Consider the following 20,601-nt stretch of genomic DNA (forward strand, 5'->3'; position numbering starts at 1 on the left):
TCTACAGAAAACATGGTAAACTGTAAGTCGAATTATTTTACTCTCTAGGAAGGAGCCTGACATATGAAGACAAAAATAACTCATCAATTAATTAAGGATATGTGTGGCATTACGTCCTTCAAGAGAGGAAATGCATTTTTTCTTGCAAATAAAGTGAAAATTAAGGATTATGATGATCAAACTTGTCATGCAATTGTTGAAGGAACAGAAAATTTCGATGTTACAATCTCAGAAATGGATAAGGGAGGTATTCAATCAGAATGCTCTTGCCCAAAGCTAGCTTCATTTGATAAAGACTGTCAGCATATCGCTGCGGTTTTATTATACCTTTACGATCAACAGAGAAACGGAAATTCATTAAAAATACCTGATGATAATATGACAAAAGATTTGTTTTCTCTTTTTAGCCATCAGCCGATCCGTTCAAGCGGTCATCAGAGGCATTTTGAAAATAGACAGGTCATCGAAGCGGAATTTATATGTAAGCCTGTTACAGACGAAAATGGAGTAAACTTGCTCGGTATTGAAGTAAAATTAAACTCATTTTTAATAGAAGATTTATTTGGATTTTTAGAGCATTTACAAGCAGGAAAATCAATTCAACTATCAGATTCCTTTCTATTTGATGCAACTTATCATTGTTTTCAACGAGAAGATGATGAAGTTTTTCAACAAATGATTGGAATGATGTTAGATAAAAAAGCTGATAAAACAATCGTATCGCATTCAAGTATGTTGCTTATTCCACCTACTTCATGGGGAAAAATGCTAACATCGTTACTAGCAGCACCTAAAGTCAAGTTATTTTATAAAGAGACAATGTTTAATGGGATACATGTAACGAAAGAATCGCTTCCTTTACAATTCAACTTTGATAAAACAACCGGTTATGAGTTAGAAATGAAAGGTCTTGATAAGCTTTTGATTTTTCATTCCTATCAAGCCGTTTTATATCATGGGAAGCTAAAGCAATTAGACAATGATGATTCTAAGCGCTTATTTGAACTAAATCAAATGTTGAAGAAAACACGAACTTCATCCATACCGATTCAACACGAACAGGTTGGTTTTTTTCTAGAAAAAGTAGTACCTGGTTTAAAAAGACTAGGGACAGTGAATATAGCTGAAACAATTAGCCGTCAATTAGTCAAAACCCCATTAATAGCCAAGCTTTATTTGGATCGAATTAAAAACCGTTTATTAGCTGGCCTTGAGTTTCACTACGAAAATATGATGATAAATCCTTTAGAGGGCCGGGAGCTTCCAAAAGGATCCATTCTTTTGAGAGATATAGAGAAAGAAGAGGAAATCCTCGGTTTAATGGAAGAAAGCTCTTTCTCCAAAACTGATGGAGGCTATTATTTGCATAACGAAGAGCTGGAATATGATTTTCTCTATTATCAAATGCCTAAGCTGCAAAAGCTTTGTCAAACTTATGCAACAACAGCTGTTAGGATGCGGATTTTTAGAGAAAATGTAAAGCCGCAGATTCGAATTAAAGTAAAAAAGGAACGAACAAACTGGCTTGAATTTAAGTTTGAAATGGATGGCATCGTTGAAAAAGAAATAAAAGAAGTTTTAGTAGCTCTAGAGGAAAAACGAAAGTACTACAGGTTACGTGATGGCTCATTACTTTCATTAGAAACGAAAGAGTTTGAGGAAATTCAACGTTTTCTTCATACTCCTCTCGTACAGGATAAAGATTTATCTAATGGATTAGATCTACCTATTGAAAAAAGTCTTCAGCTTCTTGATGTTGTCGAAGGGAGTGAGTCTTTTTATGTAGAAGAGTCATTTAGACAGTTTCTTCATACAATCCGTCATCCCGGCAGCCTAGACTTTCCAATTCCAGATCACTTAGATTCTATTTTAAAAGATTATCAAAAGATCGGTTTTAAATGGATGAAAACTCTTGCTACTTTCGGATTTGGTGGCATTTTAGCAGATGATATGGGGCTAGGCAAAACATTGCAAAGCATTACGTTTATTTCTTCAGAGCTTCAAACCATTCGTCAGGAAAAACGTCCGGTGCTAATTGTTTGTCCTTCTTCACTAACCTATAATTGGTTAAGCGAATTTATGAAATTCACACCAAGTATTAAGACGCTTATTATGGATGGTGCAAAATCAGAACGTGCTAAACGGCAAAGTGAAGCATGTGATACAGATGTGATCATTACATCTTATCCATTATTACGTAAGGATATTAAATGGTATGAAAAACAAACATTTCATTCGATCTTTTTCGATGAAGCTCAAGCCTTTAAAAATCCATTAACTCAAACTGCCAGGGCCGTTAAAAAGTTGCAGGCGAATCACCGGTTTGCATTAACAGGAACTCCCGTCGAAAATTCACTAGAAGAGCTGTGGTCAATTTTTCATGTTGTGTTTCCTGAATTATTTCTAGGGTTAAAAGAATACAGTCAGCTTACAAAAGCAACAATTTCTCGGCGAATTCAGCCATTTTTGCTTAGAAGAATGAAAGAAGACGTGTTATCGGAGTTTCCTGAAAAAGTAGAGTTAACTGATTCAGTTGATTTACTTCCTGAACAGAAGAAGCTCTACGCAGCCTATTTAGCGAAACTAAGACATGATACACTTAAACATCTTGATAAAGAAACAATTAGGAAAAATCGAATTAGAATATTAGCTGGTTTAACTCGTTTACGCCAAATTTGCTGTCACCCTCGTTTATTTGTTGATAGCTATAAGGGGAGTTCAGCTAAGTTCGAGCAGCTTATGCAAATTATCGAGGAATCCAGACTTTCTGGTAGAAGGGTATTAATTTTTTCTCAATTCACTAGAATGCTTGATCTGATTGGAAGAGAACTAACAATAAGAGGATTACCATACTTTTACCTTGATGGACAAACTCCTTCTGAAGATAGAGTGGAGATCTGCAACCGTTATAATGACGGTGAACGAGATTATTTTCTTATTTCATTAAAAGCAGGAGGCACTGGCCTTAATTTAATGAGTGCTGACACCGTTATTCTGTATGATACATGGTGGAATCCAGCTGTTGAGGAACAAGCTGCTGACCGTGCCCACCGAATTGGCCAAAAAAACTCCGTCCAAGTCATTAAGCTAATAGCAAAAGGAACAATTGAAGAAAAAATAAATGAACTACAAGGCAAAAAACGCGACCTGGTTGAAGAAATCATTAAGTCTGACGGTCAGAAGAGAACGATGCTGACGGAGGAGGATATTAGGGAGATATTGATGTTGTGAAATTTGTGTTTTTTGGTGCCTGTCACTACCCGATAATTGTCAAGATTTGTCGATGTGAAAAATTCATACTTATCGAAAAAGGGCTGTCCATTTCAACAGCCCTTTTTTAACTTGCTTAATATTCCTTAAATTGGTTTGTTTCTTTCGTCATGCTATCAATTATACTAATATATAAGACTATTTTAGTAAGGAGGGTATGCTACAAAAGCATTCATCATGAAAAAACGTCTAAGAAGATTCTTTCTATCATTTGTAGTGTTCCTTCTATTATGCTGTATAGGTATTATAGGAGCTGTTGAATATTGGAGTCATACAGAAGCAGGGAAGGTACCTGTTAAAACAGCGGTTCTTCTTCATGCTGTTGATCAAAGACTAGTAACATCAGATATGAAAGCACCTAAAATATTCTCAAGCTCTGGTAGTCCAAGCTATACTCGTACCACAACATCCATCCCTATGACAGATGGTGAGGAGATTCCTATAAGAATCTACCAACCTAAAAAAGAAGGACCTCATCCCATTATTATTTACTACCATGGCGGTGCTTTTTTAGAAGGGTACGGAAATATTAACACACACGATAATATCGTTCGTGCTCTCGCTTCGAAAACACAAAACGTTGTGATTTCAGTCGGATATAGATTAGCCCCAGCTCATCCTTTCCCAACCGCCACGGAGGATAGTTATGAAGCATTACTTTGGGCTTTTCAACACGCAAGTTCTTTTAACGGAGATCCTAGTAAAATTGCAGTTGCAGGTGACAGTGCTGGAGGAAATCTAGCAACTGTTGTGACGATGATGGCACGTGATCGAAACGGTCCATCCATTACCTCACAAGCCCTTTTTTACCCATTAACCACTTTTCAAGATGTTACTTTTTCATCAAGAAGTTTATACGATAGCGGATACTATTTAATTTCAAGGAGTGTAATGGAAAAGGCGCGGAAAAACTATACACCAGAGGAAAATATGTGGTCCAACCCATACACATCACCTCTTGATGCTCAAAATCTTCATGATCTTCCTCCTGCGTTAATTATTACAGCCGAATTTGATCCTCTTAGAGATGAAGGAGAAGCGTACGGGAAAGTGTTAGCAGAAAGTGGAACAGCAGTCAATGCTGTTAGGTATAATGGTGTGATGCATGGATTTGTTTCCTTTTATGAGGTTATGAATCGTGGGAAAGATGCGCTCGATAAAGCGTCACTTTATTTAACGGAATCGTTTCAACAGCAACCCGAGTATCAAGCGTATCAGCTAGATATCTATGACAATCAACCAGCATTAGAAAGCTTACAGGACAGAGGAGAGGCCTATGCAATTGGAGGATATTTACTCGGAAAACAGGCTATTTCCAAGATTTCTTCCTGGTAAGAAAAAATGACACACCGTTAAAAGTGTGTCATTTTTATTAGATTTCAAAATCAACGACAATAAGATCCGTTAAACCAATCTCCTTTAGAAACGCAACAGCTTCCTGATGCTTTTCATGTGGTCCATATTGTTCAAGAGCTTGCTTATCCTCAAAACGTACCGTTAAACCTAATTCAAACCCCTGACTTCTTTCAGAAAAGTTTACCCCTGCTTGAATATCAACAATCCCGCTAATTTCATTCTTAAGCGATGTTAGTTTTTGAATCGCTTCGTTTTGTTGTTCAACTGTTGTTGAATCATTAAATTTGAAGATAACGATATGCTCTACCATGAAAATTCCTCCAAGAACTATTCTTATTTTCGTACGAATATATTATTGCACAATTTGAAAGATATGGACAAACAATTTACAAGAGAAGAAGAAAGAACTTTTATTATATTTATAAAGGATTAATTGGAAAAACATAGAAATGAATATGTAGAAACATATTAAACTAGTAAAAGCGAAAGACTGGAGGGTGATGCGATGTTTACGCTATCACTTAAAGTTCAAAAAAAGAATGGATTACATATCCGCCTTGCTGCTACATTTATTATTACTCTACAATCGCTTTTAAAGGATAAAGATGCAATTAAAAACAGCTATGTTATTTATAAAGATAAAAAAGTTCAAGCGAACAATCTACTTTCCCTTGTTTCTTTAAAAATTGAACAAGGTGAAGAGTTTTTGCTAACATGTGCCGATGAAATACCACCACATGTAGCAAAACAAATCGTTGAGCTGTTTGAGGAAAAGGATGTTGAGAATGTAAAAGAAACTGAAGCTGATCTTATAATGATGGAAAACTCTTATATTCTTCAAGAAGCCTTTACAAAGCTTCCCAATGGGGTGGTTGTAGTTGATCGTGACAATGTGATTACATATGTAAATGATGCAGCTGTAAAACTACTTGAAAAACCTCCAAATGAACTCTATAACCATAAGGCTAATATTGTTATTCCTCAATCAAGACTACATACCATCATGAAAACGGGTCAACCGGAATTCGCTCAAAAGCAAAAAATAAATCATTATACGATACTAACCAATCGATCTCCTCTAATTTTTCAGGATAAAGTCATTGGTGCAGTAGCCGTCTTTCAGGATATATCAAACGTAGAAAAAATAACAAAAGAGCTAAAAGAAGTTCAGGAGTTACAACAAAGACTAGATCTTGTCTTACAATCCGTTTCAGATTTAATTGCCTTAACAAATGAAAAAGGGGAATTTATCTTTATTAACGAAGAAATGCATGGAATGCTAATAAAGAATAAAAAAAAGAAAAAATTCAATCGATTATCGGTGACAACCTTTGGAAGTCACTTCTGAAACGTCCTGAACCTTTTATGAAAATTATCCAAGTGAATCATCAATTAACATATATTACAAAAATTAACCCAATTATATTTGATGAAGTCTTTCGTGGTACCGTCGTCACATTAAGTCCGTTGGATGAAATAAAGATACTTTTACAAAAACTTGAACTAATGGAGGAAAGAACGAAGTATTTAGAGAGAGAATTATCTAAACACCAAAAACTGAATTCTGCCTTTAGTAAAATCATTGGAAATAGTGAAGTTCTATTAGAATCCTTATCTATGGCTAATAAGGTGTCAAAAACAGATTCAACTGTGCTGATAACAGGTGAAAGCGGTACTGGAAAAGAACTTGTTGCAAGAGCCATCCATGAAACAAGTGATCGTTGTGAGCAATCGTATATCCGGGTAAATTGCTCTGCCATTTCACCGAATTTAATAGAAAGTGAGCTTTTTGGTCATGAAAAAGGCGCGTTTACTGGTGCCTACAAGGTCCATCGAGGAAAATTTGAACTAGCTGATAACGGAACTATTTTTCTCGATGAAATTGGTGACTTAAACTTGGATTTACAAGTAAAGCTGCTAAGAGTTCTGCAAGAAAAGGAAGTCGACCGTGTCGGTGGCTTCGAGCCGGTGACGATCAATGTTAGGGTTATTGCAGCGACGAACAGAGACCTAGCGAAAATGATAGAGGAAGGTAAATTTCGTGAAGATTTATATTATCGATTAAATGTTATTCCTATTCATTTACCACCGCTACGGTCAAGAAAGGAGGACATCCCTCTCTTAAGTGAGCATTTTCGAGTACATTTTAATCAACACTTGGGAAAAAGTATCAACAGATTTGAACAAGGTTTAATCGAGATTTTATCGAACTATCATTGGCCAGGAAACATTCGTGAACTCGAAAACATCATTGAAAGGCTTTTTAATCTTACAGATGATGATTCATTGAAAGTTAGAGATTTGCCTCATTATATTTATAAAGAAGAAATGGCTTCAGCTACACAAAATCTAGATTTCTTACCAGCAAGTAACATTCTTACGCTCGAGGAATATGAAAGGCAAATATTCACTCATGCATGCCAATTTTACCCTAGCTATAATCAGCTTTCTCACGCATTAGGAATCACACATAAAACAGCAGCAAAAAAAATAAGAAAATATGGTTTAGAGCATTTACTTGGTAATAAGTATCAAAATACTTGATACTTATTACCAGCTTTCCCCTATAAACTTTTCGAAACGCTTATTTGTAAGCGTTTTATTTCTTGGCATGGAACTTGCATTTATATTGAGTGAGAATCAATAAAGGAGGAATACATGTGAAGAAATTAATTAATGATGCCAATACAGTTGTTCAAGAAATGCTGGAGGGGATGGTTGCTGCACATCCTCATAGACTTAAGTTAATACAGAATACGACAGTCCTTGTAAGAGCAGACGCTCCTGTTAAAGGAAAAGTAGGTTTAGTAAGCGGAGGTGGAAGTGGACATGAACCTTCACATGCAGGTTACGTAGGAGTTGGAATGCTTGATGCTGCAGTTTCTGGAGAAGTATTCACTTCTCCAACACCTGATCAAGTTTTTGAAGCGATTAAAGCTGTTGATAGCGGTTCTGGAGTGCTATTGATTATTAAAAACTATACAGGTGATGTGATGAACTTTGAAATGGCTGCGGAATTAGCAGAAGCAGAGGGAATAAACGTTGCAAAAGTAATAGTGAATGATGATGTTGCTGTTGAAAACAGTACATATACAACAGGAAGACGTGGTATTGCTGGTACTGTTCTTGTTCATAAGATTGCAGGTGCTGCAGCAGAGAGAGGTGCTTCTCTTGAAGAGGTAGAGGCTATTGCAAATAAAGTGATAAATAACGTTCGATCAATGGGTATGGCTTTAACCCCCTGCACCATTCCGGCTGTTGGTAAGCCAGGCTTCTCTCTTGGAGAAAATGAAATTGAAATTGGGATGGGAATCCATGGTGAGCCAGGTATTGAAAAAACTTCAATCCAAACAGCCAATTCAATTGCTGAAACTCTTCTAACAAAGGTTCTGGATGATTTAAACATAAAACAAAATGATAAAGTCGCTATTCTCATTAATGGTCTTGGCGCAACACCTTTAATGGAGCTTTATATTCTTAACAAAAAGGTAGCAAGTATCCTAGACGAACAACATGTGGAGATTTATGACACGTTTGTTGGCGAGTTTATGACAGCATTAGAAATGGCTGGTTGTTCCATTTCTGTACTTAAACTCGATCAACAATTAATGGAGCTACTTGATTCTCATGCAGATACATTGGCTTTTAAACGCTAAAAACAGGTAATGATTAACTGAGAAAGGACGTAATAACATGGAATTCGATGTACCAAAAGCAAAACACTGGATTAAAATTTTAAACTCAAAAATACAAGTTCAAAAAAACTATTTAACTGATTTAGATTTAGCAATCGGTGACGGTGATCATGGGTTAAATATGGCAAGAGGTTTTCAAGAGGTTATCAATAAAATCGAAAATAAGGAATACCCGGACCTTTCTACACTATTTAAAGAGATTGGGATGACAATTCTCTCAAAAGTTGGTGGTGCTTCAGGTCCTCTATATGGAACAGCTTTTATAAAAGCCTCTCCTATTTTCCAAAATAAGGAGTCTATTACTATATCTGAACTAGCCCAAGCATTTAATGCTTCTTTGGAAGAGGCTAAAACTCAGAGGTCGTGCTCAAATTGGAGATAAAACAATGATTGACGTCTGGGAGCCTGTTGTTACATTTATGATGGAACAAGGAGATAGTTTACGCCCAAATGATCTAGCTCAACTTGCAGAAAAAACGAAGGAAGCAACCAAAAACTTAGAAGCAAAAAAAGGCCGTGCTGCTTATCTTGGTAAAAGATCTATTGGACATATTGATCCAGGTGCGGCGTCCTCCTGCTATCTATTTAAAGCATTAGCGAACGTATTAGAAGGAGAAGATTGTGATGAGTAAAGTAGGGTTATTATTAATCTCACATAGCTATCAACTTGTTACTGGATTAAGAGAATTGCTGCATCAAGTTCAACCAGATGTTTCTATTGCCATTTCTGGGGGATCTGATGGAGGAATTGGAACAAATGCGTTTGATATTAAGGAAGCAATAGAGTCTATCTATACTGAAGAAGGAATTGTGATTCTCTTTGATTTAGGAAGTGCTTTAATAAACGCAGAACTAGCATTAGAGTTGCTGGATAAAGCTCAAGTAGAGATTCGACTAGCTGACGCACCTCTTGTTGAAGGAGGATTCGCAGCGGTTGTAGAGGCTGGTATTGGTGGCTCTCTTCAGGAGGTGCTTGAGGCAGCAGAGGGGGCAAAACAATTGCAAAAAATCACAAGATAGGAAAGGGTAAGGAGTGATCATAAGAAATGATTGAAAAAGAAATAGAAATAAAAATTGAAAACGGTCTTCATGCAAGGCCTTCGGCAGAGTTAATAAAATTAATGAATACTTTTAAAAGTACTGTTTATTTCAACATAAATACAAAGAAAGTAAATGCCAAGAGCATATTGAATCTTATGGGCGTCTCTATCAAAAAAAATCAATCAATTCTTGTCATTATTGATGGAGATGACGAAGAGGAAGCATTACTAGCTCTTGAAGCATTTTTAACTGATGAAAAACACTAGAATTGAGCTGTTATGTTCATAAGAAATATCTAACAAACATTTTTTTGAAATATACCAATAAGGATGTTGGATATGACATTAGACAATCAAATCATTTTGCCTGCCTTACGAAACATGAAGGATTTTGAGAAACTATTAGATAGTCCCTATGAATATATTGTCTTGCTAGATCTACACATTGGAAATTTGAAGAACATAACAACAAAGGCTAAGCAACATAAGAAAAAAGTACTGTTGCACGCTGACTTAATTCATGGATTAAAAGCGGACGATTATGGCATTGACTACCTATGTCATCAAATTCAACCTGAAGGAATTATCTCAACGAGGGCAAACGTGATTTCAAAAGCAAAAGAAAAGGGTTTACTTGCTATTCAACGTCTTTTTTTACTGGATAGTAGTGCACTAAATAAAGGCTGTGCTTTAATTGAAAAAACAAAGCCAGATTATATCGAACTATTACCTGGGATTATCCCTGAAATTATACAAGAAGTTCATTTGAAAGTGAAAATACCCATTTTTGCTGGAGGATTTATCCGAACAACACAAGATGTAGAAAGCGCGATCTCTGCTGGTGTAAAAGCTGTTACTACTTCAAATAAGGAGTTATGGGAACACTATACACCAATACATGGATTAAAATGAAGAATCTTACAATTAGTTGTTGACAGCGCTTTCAATATCGATTAACTTATAATTAAGTTTATATCTTGTGACGGAGAATTGGAGATCCACAGCAATCCCTTATCTTTAGGGGATGTTTGCTGTGGATTTTTCTGTGTTCTTTTACCAGGTAGCTCTATCACAAAAGTTAAACTACTTACGTAATAAGGGGGAAATATCATGACAGCTTTTTTAGGGGAACTCATTGGTACGATGATTTTAATTATTTTCGGAGGAGGAGTAGTTGGGGGAGTTGTACTAAAAAATTCAAAAGCAGAGAACTCAGGATGGATTGTCATTACATTCGGTTGGGCTATGGCCGTAACATTTGGTGTTTATGCTGTTGGTCAGATAAGTGGAGCACATCTTAATCCAGCCGTTACATTAGGATTAGCATCGATAGGAGATTTTCCATGGAGTGATGTACCTTCTTACATTTTAGCCCAGATGATTGGTGCATTTATTGGTGGAGTTATTGTCTTTTTTCACTATCTCCCACATTGGAAAGCAACAGAAGACAAGGGTGCTAAGTTGGCCGTATTTTCAACAGACCCAGCGATTAAGTCTACTCCAGCTAATCTCTTGAGTGAAATAATCGGAACATTTGTTTTAGTACTTGGTTTACTTACAATTGGCTCTAATTCATTTACTGAAGGTCTTAATCCGTTAATTGTTGGTTTCTTAATTTTAGCAATCGGTCTTTCACTTGGTGGCACAACAGGCTATGCAATAAACCCCGCCCGTGATTTGGGACCTAGAATTGCCCACTTCTTGTTACCGATTGCAGGCAAAGGAAGTTCAAACTGGAGTTACGCATGGATACCAGTTGTTGGTCCAATAATCGGGGGAATTTATGGTGCACTTTTTTATAAGCAATTTTTCTTAGGTGAAGGCAGTGCAGCATTTTGGGTATGTACGGCTATAGTGGTCATTATTGCTCTTACAGCATTCGCGAAAAGTAAAGGACACGATGCTACTGTTTCTTCTCATACAAAAGCATCTGTTTAATATAAAAATAAAGATCATTTAAAAAGGGAGAGAAATTATAATGGAAAAATATATCTTATCACTTGACCAAGGTACAACAAGCTCACGAGCAATACTTTTTAACAAACAAGGAGAAATTCTTCATATATCTCAAAAAGAATTCACTCAGCATTTTCCAAAGCCAGGCTGGGTTGAGCATGACGCTAATGAAATTTGGGGATCTATTTTATCCGTTATTGCTCAACTTTTATCTGAAACGAATGTGAAGCCGGAACAGATTGCGGGAATAGGGATTACAAACCAACGTGAAACCGCAGTTGTCTGGGATAAAACAACAGGACTTCCTATATACAATGCAATTGTTTGGCAATCACGACAAACTGCAGGAATTTGTGAGGAATTAAAATCTCAAGGATATAATGACTTATTTAGAGAGAAAACGGGTCTTTTAATTGATGCTTACTTTTCGGGCACGAAAGTAAAATGGATTTTAGATACTGTAGACGGGGCAAGAGAAAAAGCAGAAAAAGGAGATTTAATGTTCGGTACAATTGATACATGGCTGATCTGGAAGCTAACTGGCGGAGCAGCGTTTGTAACTGACTACACAAATGCGTCAAGAACGCTTATGTATAATATCCATGAATTGAAATGGGACGATGAATTATTAGATATCTTAACTGTTCCAAAATCAATGCTGCCTGAAGTACGTCCTTCTTCGGAAATATACGGTCATACGGTTGATTATCACTTCTTTGGTCAAAATGTACCAATTGCAGGGGTGGCAGGTGACCAACAAGCTGCGTTATTTGGGCAGGCATGTTACCAAGAGGGCATGGCTAAAAACACATATGGCACAGGTTGCTTTATGCTTATGAATACTGGAGAAACTGCTGTCAAATCTGAACATGGTCTTTTAACGACCATTGCATGGGGATTGGATGGAAAAGTCGAATACGCTTTAGAAGGAAGTATATTCGTGGCAGGATCAGCCATTCAATGGTTACGAGATGGACTTAGAATGTTCAAAGATGCATCAGATAGTGAAGGATATGCTGAAAAGGTAGACTCAACAGACGGTGTGTATGTTGTTCCTGCATTCGTAGGTCTAGGAACGCCTTATTGGGATAGTGACGTCAGAGGAGCGGTGTTTGGGTTAACACGCGGAACACAGAAGGAGCATTTTGTTCGGGCAACACTAGAATCGTTAGCGTATCAAACAAAGGATGTTCTTACAGCGATGGAAGCAGATTCGGGAATCTCTTTAAAAGGACTTCGAGTTGATGGTGGTGCTGTTAAAAATAATTTCTTAATGCAATTTCAAAGTGATATTCTTGGAGTTTCAGTGGAGAGACCTGTTATTGAGGAAACAACTGCATTAGGTGCTGCCTATTTAGCTGGGGCTTTGCTGTAGGTTATTGGAAAGACCGCGAAGAAATTTCAAAGCAATGGAACATCAACCGTACCTATGAAGCTAACATGTTAAATGAAGAAAGAGATAGCTTATACAACGGCTGGAAAAAAGCTGTGAATGCAACAATGGCATATAAATAATAAGGATAAAAAGAAGACCATACTACGTCTGAAACTTTGTGACGTTAGTATGGTTTTTCTTTTTTGGAAAGTAAAACATCAGTTTTTTATTGCTGTAAATGATATTTTTTAATTTTAAGATAAAGTGTATTTCGACTTATTTTTAAAATAGAAGCAGCACGACTAATGTTCCAGCTCACATAATCTAACGTTCTTTTGATCACTTCTTTTTCTGTAGATACTAATGAGGTTAGGGTTTCTTCATCTTCAGAAGAAAATTCAGTCGTTCGTTCATATTCCGTTTCAAAATCCAGGTCCTTTGCAAGGATTTCATTTCCTTCAACTAAAAAAGAAGCTTGCATAAGAACACTATTAAGCTCTCTAACATTTCCAGGCCAATGATAAGAAACCAGCTTTTCTTTTGCTTCACTAGAAAGGTGAAGAGAAGGAGAATCTAAATTTTTTAATAAGTAATTTGCAAGCTCAATAAGATCTGAACGTTCCCTTAAAGGAGGGATAGTCATAACAATTCCTTTAAGTCTATAATATAAGTCTTCTCTGAACCGTCCAGCTTCAATTTCTTTTCGAAGATTTTTATGTGTGGCAGCTATCACTCTCGTATTAATTGGGATTGGTTTTACCCCTCCTACACGCGTTACCGCTTTTTCTTGAAGAACTCTTAACAAAACAGCTTGTGCCTTTAATGGCATATCACCAATTTCATCGAGAAAAATTGTCCCATCATTTGCCGCCTCAAATTTACCAACAACACCTTCACGATTTGCTCCTGTAAAGGCTCCTTTTTCATATCCAAATAATTCACTCTCGATTAGAGTTTCGGGGATTGCACTACAATTAACAGCAATAAACGGCTTATCTTCTCGAAGCTCTGAAGTATGTAAGGATTGTGCTATAAGTTCTTTTCCTGTCCCGCTTTCACCATAAATAATAATAGGGAAATCTGTTAACGCCGCTTTTTTTACCTTTTTTCTCACTTCATTCATTTTAGCACATGATCCTATAATATCTGTTATTGTGTATAATTTCTTATCCTTAGTAGTTTGCTTAGGGGAATTATTAAAAGCCATAACGAGTCTTGATTGTTTTTGGAATGGATCTGAGATTACTTTTGTTTTATATCCTGATGAATGGTGAAACTCTTTGCCAATACAATTTTCACCTAGTAGTTGTCGTGCTGACTGATTTGCTCGGATAATTCTTTTATCTTCATCAAGAGAGAGAAGAGGGATTGTTGAAAAGCTAGCAATCGCTTCAAGCTCTCTAATTGTTATCACTTTTTCATGTGAAGCTTGATCAAAAAGTAACCCATTCTGAATGGAAGTTGCCATAATCGTTGTTAAGGAAATGATAAACGGGTGGAATAATTCCTTTCTAGCACTAATATTAACGGCTCCAATTAGTTCTCCGTCTGGTGAGTAAATAGGGCTTGCTGCACATGTGAGAAATTGATTTTTTACATAGAAGTGATGATCAGCATGGGTAATAATGGGCACTTTTGCAGAGATAGCGAGCCCCATAGCATTTGTTCCTTTGTTTTCTTCGGACCAATTTGATCCGATTGATAAATAGTCTGTGGAACCTGAAACATCTAGTTGTCCTTCTTTATGAATGATGGTCCCGTTTCGATCAACAATGACCACAACTAATTTGGAACAATAGTTAGAGGGAAGTGAGTTAATAACAGTAGTAGCATGTTTAATCAATAACTCATTTTCCTTTATAATTTTACGCAGGCTTTACCGGTTAAAATTGAGTTTTCAATAGGATCTGTTTGAGAAAGACCAATTTCTTGACAACGTTTCCAAGATTGATTAATCACATCTTTTTGATCATATAATATCTCCGTAAACATTTTATGATTATTACCTCCTCTACACGTTAAGGCAAATTGTTCTTTGATTCTATTATACTATTTTTTCAATAATCAGGAAAATCTTAGTTTTAGATTGTCTTAAATTAGGACACAATTTGTGCACTTTTTGAACACGTTTTCAAACATATCATTTTTAAAGAAATAAATACTAGCCTTTTGTGTTGGCATAGAAATTGCAAATAGATAATTGTAAGAAATGAAAGAAAAAAGGGGATGAGTGAAAGATGAAGGGAAACAGAGCGGTAGCATATATGGGGCCTGGAAAAGTAGAGGTCCAGGACATAGGATATCCTGACTTAGTATTAAGAGATGGCCCTGGTGTAAATCCATTGAATGTTGGTCGAAAGTGTAACCATGGTGTTATTTTAAAGGTTGTCACAACAAACATTTGTGGTAGTGATCAGCATATGGTGAGAGGGAGAACGACTGCTCCTTCGGGGTTAATTCTTGGACATGAAATCACAGGGGAAGTCATTGAAGTAGGAAGTGATGTTGAGTTTATTAAAAAAGGAGATCTTGTATCGGTTCCATTTAACATCGCTTGTGGTCGTTGTCGTAGCTGTAAGGAACGCGACACTCATATATGTGAAAATGTAAACCCTGATCGTCCAGGCTCAGCATACGGATATGTTGATATGGGTGGATGGGTCGGAGGTCAATCAGAATATGTGATGGTACCTTACGCTGATTTCCAACTTTTAAAGTTCCCTGATAAAGACCAAGCTATGGAAAAAATTAAAGATTTAACCATGCTATCAGATATATTTCCAACAGGCTATCACGGGGCAGTAAGTGCAGGAGTGAAGCCAGGCTCAACTGTTTATATCGCTGGTGCTGGTCCAGTTGGTCTTGCAGCAGCGCATTCTGCACAATTACTAGGTGCAGCAGTAGTGATTGTTGGAGATTTAAATGGTGAGAGACTCGCTCAAGCAAGAAGCTTCGGATGTGAAACAGTAAACCTACGTGAACATCCAGACTTAGGCGAACAAATTGAGCAAATCTTAGGTACACCAGAAGTAGATTGTGCGGTGGATTGTGTTGGCTTTGAAGCCTCAGCTCATGGAGCAAATGCTGGTGAAGCACCTGCAACTGTTTTAAACTCAATTATGACTGTTACACGTGCAGGAGGGAGGCTTGGTATTTCGGGATTATATGTAACAGGAGACCCAGGCGCAATTGATGAGGATGCAAAAATCGGTACATTAAAGGTACGACTTGGACTAGGATGGGCGAAGGCACATACGTTTGTTACAGGTCAAACACCTGTCATGCAATATCATAGAGAATTAATGACAGCAATATTAAGTGGTAGAGCCCAAATTGCTAAAGCAGTTAACGCCACTGTTATTTCACTAGATGAAGTTTCAAGAGGTTATCAGGAATTTGACAAAGGTGCTGCAAGAAAATATGTGATTGATCCACATGGACTTGTGAAGAACTAATTAATACTTAATGATAAGGAAAAAGAAACCTTTATGAAAAAGGCGGAGAACAACAAAGGTTGTTTCCGCCTTTTTTAATGAATCATATAAGAGTAATCATTATCGTTTTTTCTTCTTAGGATCATTTGCTGGGTTATTTTTGACCACTTTATCAAAAATGACATAAACATACACAACGTTATCGTCAGTAATTTTAATAGTAGAAACTTTACCTTTACGGCCTTTAATTTTTATATTTTCGTTTTCAGATGGAGGTTTTTCTAAGAGCTGAGTTAACACAACGGTATTATTTTCTACAAACTGTACAACTGGCATAAATAATTTCTCCTTTCGAATTTCGAAATAAGATAGAAGAAGGAAGGAACTAATGTGTAGTATAGATACATATTAAAAAAACCTTTTATTTAGACCATTTTAATACAAATTATATTATTACGTAAAATATAAATTTGACGTAATAATCGATATAAATTAAAATAGAGGTATAGAACTTTGGGCTTTGAGGTGAATTTTTATGGCTACAGAATCACAACAGCAACATTATCGTAAGCTGCAATCTTTACTGAAAGAATTACCGTGGTATGTTGAAGAATACATCGATCATAAACGCAGAAAGCTTTCAGCTGCATCATTACTGAATTACTGTCATGATTATAAAATTTTCTTTAATTGGATTATTTCAGAGCAACTTTATAATGGTGATCTTAAGGATATACCTTTGGATTTACTTGAAACGTTAACTGTACAACAGGTTGAAGGCTTTTTATATGTTTTGCAATACGAACTACATAACAAAGAAATTACGGTAAATCGAAAATTATCCGCATTAAAGTCCCTTTTTAATTATTTACAAAACATCGCTGAAACACGTGATTTAAAACCTTATATTCAGCGAAATGTTATGGCGAAAATTGAGTTTAATGAGCTTAAAGATAGTATGGAAACGATTGCGAACAAAATGGAGGGAAAAATCCTTATTGGTGATGAGTATGAAAAGTTTCGTCGTTTTATCGCTCATGACTATGGTGAGGTTTGTAAAGAAAACAAGAAGCTTTTTAACTTTTATCGATTAAACCAAGAGCGTGATACCGCGATTGTCTCCCTTATATTAGGTTCAGGATTACGTCTTTCTGAGGTCGTAAACCTTGATTTAGAAGACATTGATTTTACTAAGTTTTCTGCACGCGTAATTCGTAAAGGAAATAAAGAACAATATGTATACTTTAGTAAAATTGCGATGGATGATCTTCAGGAGTATCTTAAAATAAGAGAAACTAGGTACCTTGTGGAGAAAAGCAACAAGGCTTTATTTGTAGCAGCAGCAATGGGACCAAAAGGCAAATCCAGACGCCTGACAGCACGTTCAATAGAAAAACTTATTGAAAAATATGCTGCAGCGTTTGGAAAGCCATCCCTATCGGTTCATAAGTTAAGACATTCATTTGCTACGAGGTATCATTCTGAGATTAATGACGTACCTAAACTTAGAAGACAATTAGGCCATTCCTCTATTCAAACGACCATGATCTACACACATATAAGAAATGATGATTTAAAAAGTGCTGTAGATCGTATGGATATGCCGAAAGAACAGTAAACGTTAAAGAGATTCCATTTCTTCTTCAAAATAAAACGTATTCGGATACTCTTTTAATGTATAAGAGTATCTTTTCATGTTAGCAACATAACTACAATTAGTAATTGTTACAACTTCCTTTTTTGCTTTAAGAAATACTTTTTCGTTGATCTTAAATTTGTTATTATTTTTCATTGTATACCAACTTTCTTTGGATGCGATAGTAGTATTATCTCATAAAAAGGAATGGATATTTCAATTTTTCAACATAGAAATTAATATTTAATCATTTTTTCTTAGAAAACAGGTCGAAATGAATGCATTTTAAATACAAAAATAGCCAGTGAATGAAGATTATTTGATAAGTGATAATGGTAGCACAAGGTGTTGGTTAAATCAAAGAGAGATAAGAGAAGGTATTAGCAATTAGATATATATATCTTTTTTTATTCTAGTTTACATAATATGTATTATGAGAAGTTAAATGAAATCATAAATTTTGTCTCAAAAACTAAGATTACTTAAGTAAATGAGACAGAAAAAATTGATAAAATAATTAAATAAATTATGCATCAGCTAGTTTTCTGTGTTTTATACAATTAAACAGATCACATTTTCACGTATTTTCTAACAATATTAGTGAAGTTAATGGTGTATTTTGTAAAGTTTTCTCATTTAGATCTGGTACAAGTTCCTTCAATATCTTCTTAATAAAAGCATCATGGCTGATGATTAATACCTTTTCATTTCGGTATTTTTTGATTATTTCATCAAAAAGTGCATTGCACCTAAGAATTACACTATTATGCTCTTCATGTCTAAAACTAAGTCCCTCTTTCCTTCCCCACTTCTTTATTGCAATCTGTTATACAATGACGAATCATACCGATTTTCACTATATCCCCCTCCCTTTTTACAACACTTGTGCTCTATTCATTTTCTATTACATGCCATTCTATAAGATTGATGGCATGACCATCTGGATCATATACATCAAAATCGATATGTACATTTGTGCCAGAGGACCAATGATTCAATTCCCCCACCTTAATTTCTTTTTCTTTTAATTTCGAATAGAGATCTTCAACATGATCACAATTCAAATTAAAGGTTGGGTTCTTATGAGGAGTAATCGTCTCAGTCGTTTCAATTAACGTTAACAAGGGAGAATGTTCACTAATCATGTAATTTGCTTCCCTTCCATTCTCCCACTGTTCAACATCTCGCAGTTTTAAGCCTAAAACATCAGAATAGAATGTAATTGATTGATCTAAATTACTTACTCTTAAAAATACGGCTCCTAAATAGTTAACAACCATTTCTCCTAGCTCCTCTCCGTCACTTTTATGAAATTTTACAAATCATAAGCATATTCCCATCAGGATCTTTTATATTAAAAGAATGCCCATGCTCAATGTTTGTCACAATTTCAACTCCTTTTTCTTGCATAAACTGATAGGCTTGATGAATATCATCAGTATTAAAATGAAACATTGGTGTTCTTGCGTAAGAGTCCTTTGTATAGATCTTACTATCTAGTACAATATTTAATCCATTATTGTCCATTGGTATGCAGCAAAGATGATCTAATAAAATCTCATATGTAGGCTCTAAATTCAATAGTGAGCAATACCACTCTCGAGCTTTTTTAATATCACTTACTGGTATAAAAATGGCCCCAACTTTATTTAAGATGATACTCAAAAAAATCACTCCCCTATATAGTTGAAAAGAGTACTTCAGGAACTTGCTTGAAAAGTTCTGAGCACCCCCTCTTACCTTACTTAACTGCATCTCACCAAGTTCATGTATTATATTCTCTTTATTTCCCTTTTTTCCTTTTTATTACAGTTTAAAATAACTGAATCTCCAAAAATTTCTTGACTAGGTAATTCGTTCCATAAGATAATACTTATGAGTAATATAATTCTAAACAGAATTTGAGGTTTTTTACATCATGGGTAAAAAAGGTCGTAAGGAAGGATCAAATGGTGCAGAAAGCAGAGCAAACCTGGTTTTGATAGCTGCAGAGGAATTTGCTACATATGGATACTATGATACAAAGGTAAGTACAATTGTGAAAAAGGCAGGAGTTACTCAACCTACTTTTTATTTATATTTTGATAGTAAGGAGGCCATTTTTTCAGAGTTAATTCAAACATTTCGTCATAAGCTTTCAGAACTAACAAAAGAAAGCAGGCTTGAAACGGGTTTAGATCCCACTTTATTGCCTGACAGAATCGCAATAGGTTTATCTGCTATACTACAATTTTTTTATGATCATCCAAACTTAACAAAAATTGGGCTTTATTATTCATCAGAAGCAGAGTTAATAAAAAAACAACTCGTTGAACAAATAACAGAAAATCTATTATCCGAACAAAGAGATGGTTATTTCAGAAGAGATATTGATATGAAAACAGTAAGTGAAAGTTTGGTAGGATCTATTGAACGTCTTACTTACCTATTTATTTACTGATCAGAAAGAACCTGTTCAGCTAGCTAAAGAAATTGTTGCTTTATATTTAAATGGCCTTAAGGTGTAAAAAATTATTGCTTTTTGAAAGGTTCTGTACTTACCTTTCTGATCATTATTAACTGGAGTTGATCATAATGAAGGTTTATGAAGAAACGAAAAAGGAAGAGTTAGATCAAGAGTGGGTTGAACTCATTTCCAAAGCAAGAGAAATGGGTCTTAGTACAGAAGAGATTCGTGATTTTTTAAAGTTAAAGCAGTAATCATCAAGAAATGTAACTTATAATAAATTTCCATACCTATTGTAACTAACGCGATGTACAAATTCTGCATCGTTTTTTTTATTGTGTAACTTTTTTGTGAAACAAGAAAATTCGGGGAGTGACAGGCACCCCCCGAACA

General features: G+C 35.6%; 21 protein-coding genes and 2 pseudogenes. 15 read left to right on the forward strand and 8 right to left on the reverse strand.

Annotated features, from left to right (window positions below):
• Positions 1–63: 63 nt before the first annotated feature.
• A complete protein-coding gene (locus tag MVE64_RS25480; RefSeq protein ID WP_247342326.1) occupies positions 64–3,231 on the forward strand; it encodes a DEAD/DEAH box helicase in 3,168 nt (1,055 codons plus the stop codon).
• A gap of 216 nt (positions 3,232–3,447) precedes the next feature.
• Positions 3,448–4,605, forward strand: coding sequence for an alpha/beta hydrolase (locus MVE64_RS25485; protein WP_247342329.1), 1,158 nt, complete (start codon positions 3,448–3,450; stop codon positions 4,603–4,605).
• A 37-nt stretch (positions 4,606–4,642) separates the two neighbouring features.
• Here the strand turns inward: MVE64_RS25485 and MVE64_RS25490 are convergent, their stop codons facing one another.
• Complete coding sequence (locus tag MVE64_RS25490) at positions 4,643–4,936, reverse strand: Dabb family protein (protein WP_247342332.1); 294 nt, start codon at positions 4,934–4,936, stop codon at positions 4,643–4,645.
• Positions 4,937–5,131: 195 nt separating this feature from the next.
• Between MVE64_RS25490 and MVE64_RS25495 the strand changes: the two genes are divergently transcribed.
• From MVE64_RS25495 to glpK, 9 genes and pseudogenes are all read left to right on the forward strand, one after another.
• Entirely contained in the window at positions 5,132–5,974 is an 843-nt protein-coding gene (locus MVE64_RS25495; protein WP_247342335.1) for an HPr family phosphocarrier protein, read from the forward strand.
• Positions 5,975–6,006: 32 nt separating this feature from the next.
• On the forward strand, positions 6,007–7,170 hold the full coding sequence (locus MVE64_RS25500) for a sigma-54 interaction domain-containing protein (protein WP_247342338.1): 1,164 nt from the start codon (positions 6,007–6,009) through the stop codon (positions 7,168–7,170).
• A 116-nt stretch (positions 7,171–7,286) separates the two neighbouring features.
• Entirely contained in the window at positions 7,287–8,282 is a 996-nt protein-coding gene (gene dhaK / locus MVE64_RS25505; protein ID WP_247342340.1) for a dihydroxyacetone kinase subunit DhaK, read from the forward strand.
• Between the two features lie 37 nt (positions 8,283–8,319).
• Positions 8,320–8,953, forward strand: a pseudogene (gene dhaL / locus MVE64_RS25510) (dihydroxyacetone kinase subunit DhaL).
• The gene (gene dhaM, locus MVE64_RS25515) at positions 8,946–9,341 is read left to right on the forward strand and encodes a dihydroxyacetone kinase phosphoryl donor subunit DhaM (protein ID WP_247342343.1); all 396 of its coding nucleotides are present in this window, start codon (positions 8,946–8,948) and stop codon (positions 9,339–9,341) included. The pseudogene dhaL and the gene dhaM overlap by 8 nt, the downstream one beginning before the upstream one ends.
• A 26-nt stretch (positions 9,342–9,367) precedes the next feature.
• Positions 9,368–9,628: an HPr family phosphocarrier protein gene (locus MVE64_RS25520; protein ID WP_247342345.1), complete on the forward strand. Its 261-nt coding sequence runs from the start codon at positions 9,368–9,370 to the stop codon at positions 9,626–9,628.
• Positions 9,629–9,700: 72 nt separating this feature from the next.
• Positions 9,701–10,273 (forward strand): glycerol-3-phosphate responsive antiterminator, encoded by a 573-nt coding sequence (locus MVE64_RS25525; protein ID WP_247342347.1) that lies wholly within the window; start codon positions 9,701–9,703, stop codon positions 10,271–10,273.
• 198 nt (positions 10,274–10,471) lie between these two features.
• Positions 10,472–11,299 (forward strand): MIP/aquaporin family protein, encoded by an 828-nt coding sequence (locus MVE64_RS25530; RefSeq protein ID WP_247342349.1) that lies wholly within the window; start codon positions 10,472–10,474, stop codon positions 11,297–11,299.
• A gap of 40 nt (positions 11,300–11,339) precedes the next feature.
• Positions 11,340–12,832: pseudogene (glpK, locus tag MVE64_RS25535) on the forward strand (glycerol kinase GlpK).
• Between the two features lie 86 nt (positions 12,833–12,918).
• On the opposite strand, the gene MVE64_RS25540 reads toward glpK, so the two are convergent.
• Both MVE64_RS25540 and MVE64_RS27660 read right to left on the reverse strand, forming a co-directional pair.
• Positions 12,919–14,535 (reverse strand): sigma-54-dependent Fis family transcriptional regulator, encoded by a 1,617-nt coding sequence (locus MVE64_RS25540; RefSeq protein ID WP_247342351.1) that lies wholly within the window; start codon positions 14,533–14,535, stop codon positions 12,919–12,921.
• A gap of 14 nt (positions 14,536–14,549) precedes the next feature.
• Positions 14,550–14,684, reverse strand: coding sequence for a hypothetical protein (locus MVE64_RS27660; protein ID WP_281730426.1), 135 nt, complete (start codon positions 14,682–14,684; stop codon positions 14,550–14,552).
• 245 nt (positions 14,685–14,929) lie between these two features.
• On the opposite strand from MVE64_RS27660, the gene fdhA reads away from it, so the two are divergent.
• Positions 14,930–16,147 (forward strand): formaldehyde dehydrogenase, glutathione-independent, encoded by a 1,218-nt coding sequence (fdhA, locus tag MVE64_RS25545; protein ID WP_247342354.1) that lies wholly within the window; start codon positions 14,930–14,932, stop codon positions 16,145–16,147.
• Between the two features lie 99 nt (positions 16,148–16,246).
• Here the strand turns inward: fdhA and MVE64_RS25550 are convergent, their stop codons facing one another.
• Positions 16,247–16,462: a hypothetical protein gene (locus tag MVE64_RS25550; protein WP_212134892.1), complete on the reverse strand. Its 216-nt coding sequence runs from the start codon at positions 16,460–16,462 to the stop codon at positions 16,247–16,249.
• Positions 16,463–16,661: 199 nt separating this feature from the next.
• On the opposite strand from MVE64_RS25550, the gene xerS reads away from it, so the two are divergent.
• Positions 16,662–17,744 carry a tyrosine recombinase XerS gene (gene xerS, locus MVE64_RS25555; protein ID WP_247342357.1) on the forward strand — a complete coding sequence of 361 codons (1,083 nt, stop codon included), beginning with the start codon at positions 16,662–16,664 and terminating at the stop codon, positions 17,742–17,744.
• Positions 17,745–17,747: 3 nt separating this feature from the next.
• Here the strand turns inward: xerS and MVE64_RS25560 are convergent, their stop codons facing one another.
• The 4 genes from MVE64_RS25560 to MVE64_RS25570 form a co-directional block, all read right to left on the reverse strand.
• A complete protein-coding gene (locus MVE64_RS25560; protein WP_231309554.1) occupies positions 17,748–17,918 on the reverse strand; it encodes a hypothetical protein in 171 nt (56 codons plus the stop codon).
• Positions 17,919–18,339: 421 nt separating this feature from the next.
• Positions 18,340–18,585 (reverse strand): histidine phosphatase family protein, encoded by a 246-nt coding sequence (locus tag MVE64_RS28230; RefSeq protein ID WP_425594021.1) that lies wholly within the window; start codon positions 18,583–18,585, stop codon positions 18,340–18,342.
• A 67-nt stretch (positions 18,586–18,652) separates the two neighbouring features.
• Complete coding sequence (locus MVE64_RS25565) at positions 18,653–19,042, reverse strand: VOC family protein (protein ID WP_247342360.1); 390 nt, start codon at positions 19,040–19,042, stop codon at positions 18,653–18,655.
• 25 nt (positions 19,043–19,067) lie between these two features.
• Positions 19,068–19,427 carry a VOC family protein gene (locus MVE64_RS25570; protein ID WP_121661749.1) on the reverse strand — a complete coding sequence of 120 codons (360 nt, stop codon included), beginning with the start codon at positions 19,425–19,427 and terminating at the stop codon, positions 19,068–19,070.
• 253 nt (positions 19,428–19,680) lie between these two features.
• Between MVE64_RS25570 and MVE64_RS25575 the strand changes: the two genes are divergently transcribed.
• Positions 19,681–20,202, forward strand: a complete 522-nt coding sequence (locus tag MVE64_RS25575; protein WP_247342362.1) for a TetR/AcrR family transcriptional regulator — start codon at positions 19,681–19,683, stop codon at positions 20,200–20,202.
• A 134-nt stretch (positions 20,203–20,336) separates the two neighbouring features.
• The gene (locus MVE64_RS25580; RefSeq protein WP_247342365.1) at positions 20,337–20,462 is read left to right on the forward strand and encodes an anti-repressor SinI family protein; all 126 of its coding nucleotides are present in this window, start codon (positions 20,337–20,339) and stop codon (positions 20,460–20,462) included.
• The last annotated feature ends 139 nt before the right edge of the window (positions 20,463–20,601 follow it).

The organism is Metabacillus endolithicus (assembly GCF_023078335.1).
In the GTDB taxonomy this organism is placed as follows: domain Bacteria; phylum Bacillota; class Bacilli; order Bacillales; family Bacillaceae; genus Metabacillus; species Metabacillus endolithicus.

Bases quoted from the DNA above. Each gene is read 5' to 3' on its own strand.
- MVE64_RS25525 (WP_247342347.1), top strand. From the start codon at position 9,701: ATGACATTAGACAATCAAATCATTTTGCCTGCCTTACGAAACATGAAG.
- MVE64_RS27660 (WP_281730426.1), bottom strand. From the start codon at position 14,684: ATGTTTACGGAGATATTATATGATCAAAAAGATGTGATTAATCAATCT.
- MVE64_RS25490 (WP_247342332.1), bottom strand. From the start codon at position 4,936: ATGGTAGAGCATATCGTTATCTTCAAATTTAATGATTCAACAACAGTT.
- MVE64_RS25580 (WP_247342365.1), top strand. From the start codon at position 20,337: ATGAAGGTTTATGAAGAAACGAAAAAGGAAGAGTTAGATCAAGAGTGG.
- MVE64_RS25530 (WP_247342349.1), top strand. From the start codon at position 10,472: ATGACAGCTTTTTTAGGGGAACTCATTGGTACGATGATTTTAATTATT.
- MVE64_RS25520 (WP_247342345.1), top strand. From the start codon at position 9,368: ATGATTGAAAAAGAAATAGAAATAAAAATTGAAAACGGTCTTCATGCA.
- xerS (WP_247342357.1), top strand. From the start codon at position 16,662: ATGGCTACAGAATCACAACAGCAACATTATCGTAAGCTGCAATCTTTA.
- MVE64_RS25575 (WP_247342362.1), top strand. From the start codon at position 19,681: ATGGGTAAAAAAGGTCGTAAGGAAGGATCAAATGGTGCAGAAAGCAGA.
- MVE64_RS25485 (WP_247342329.1), top strand. From the start codon at position 3,448: ATGAAAAAACGTCTAAGAAGATTCTTTCTATCATTTGTAGTGTTCCTT.
- dhaM (WP_247342343.1), top strand. From the start codon at position 8,946: ATGAGTAAAGTAGGGTTATTATTAATCTCACATAGCTATCAACTTGTT.
- fdhA (WP_247342354.1), top strand. From the start codon at position 14,930: ATGAAGGGAAACAGAGCGGTAGCATATATGGGGCCTGGAAAAGTAGAG.
- MVE64_RS25565 (WP_247342360.1), bottom strand. From the start codon at position 19,042: ATGGTTGTTAACTATTTAGGAGCCGTATTTTTAAGAGTAAGTAATTTA.
- MVE64_RS25560 (WP_231309554.1), bottom strand. From the start codon at position 17,918: ATGAAAAATAATAACAAATTTAAGATCAACGAAAAAGTATTTCTTAAA.
- MVE64_RS25550 (WP_212134892.1), bottom strand. From the start codon at position 16,462: ATGCCAGTTGTACAGTTTGTAGAAAATAATACCGTTGTGTTAACTCAG.
- MVE64_RS25480 (WP_247342326.1), top strand. From the start codon at position 64: ATGAAGACAAAAATAACTCATCAATTAATTAAGGATATGTGTGGCATT.
- MVE64_RS25495 (WP_247342335.1), top strand. From the start codon at position 5,132: ATGTTTACGCTATCACTTAAAGTTCAAAAAAAGAATGGATTACATATC.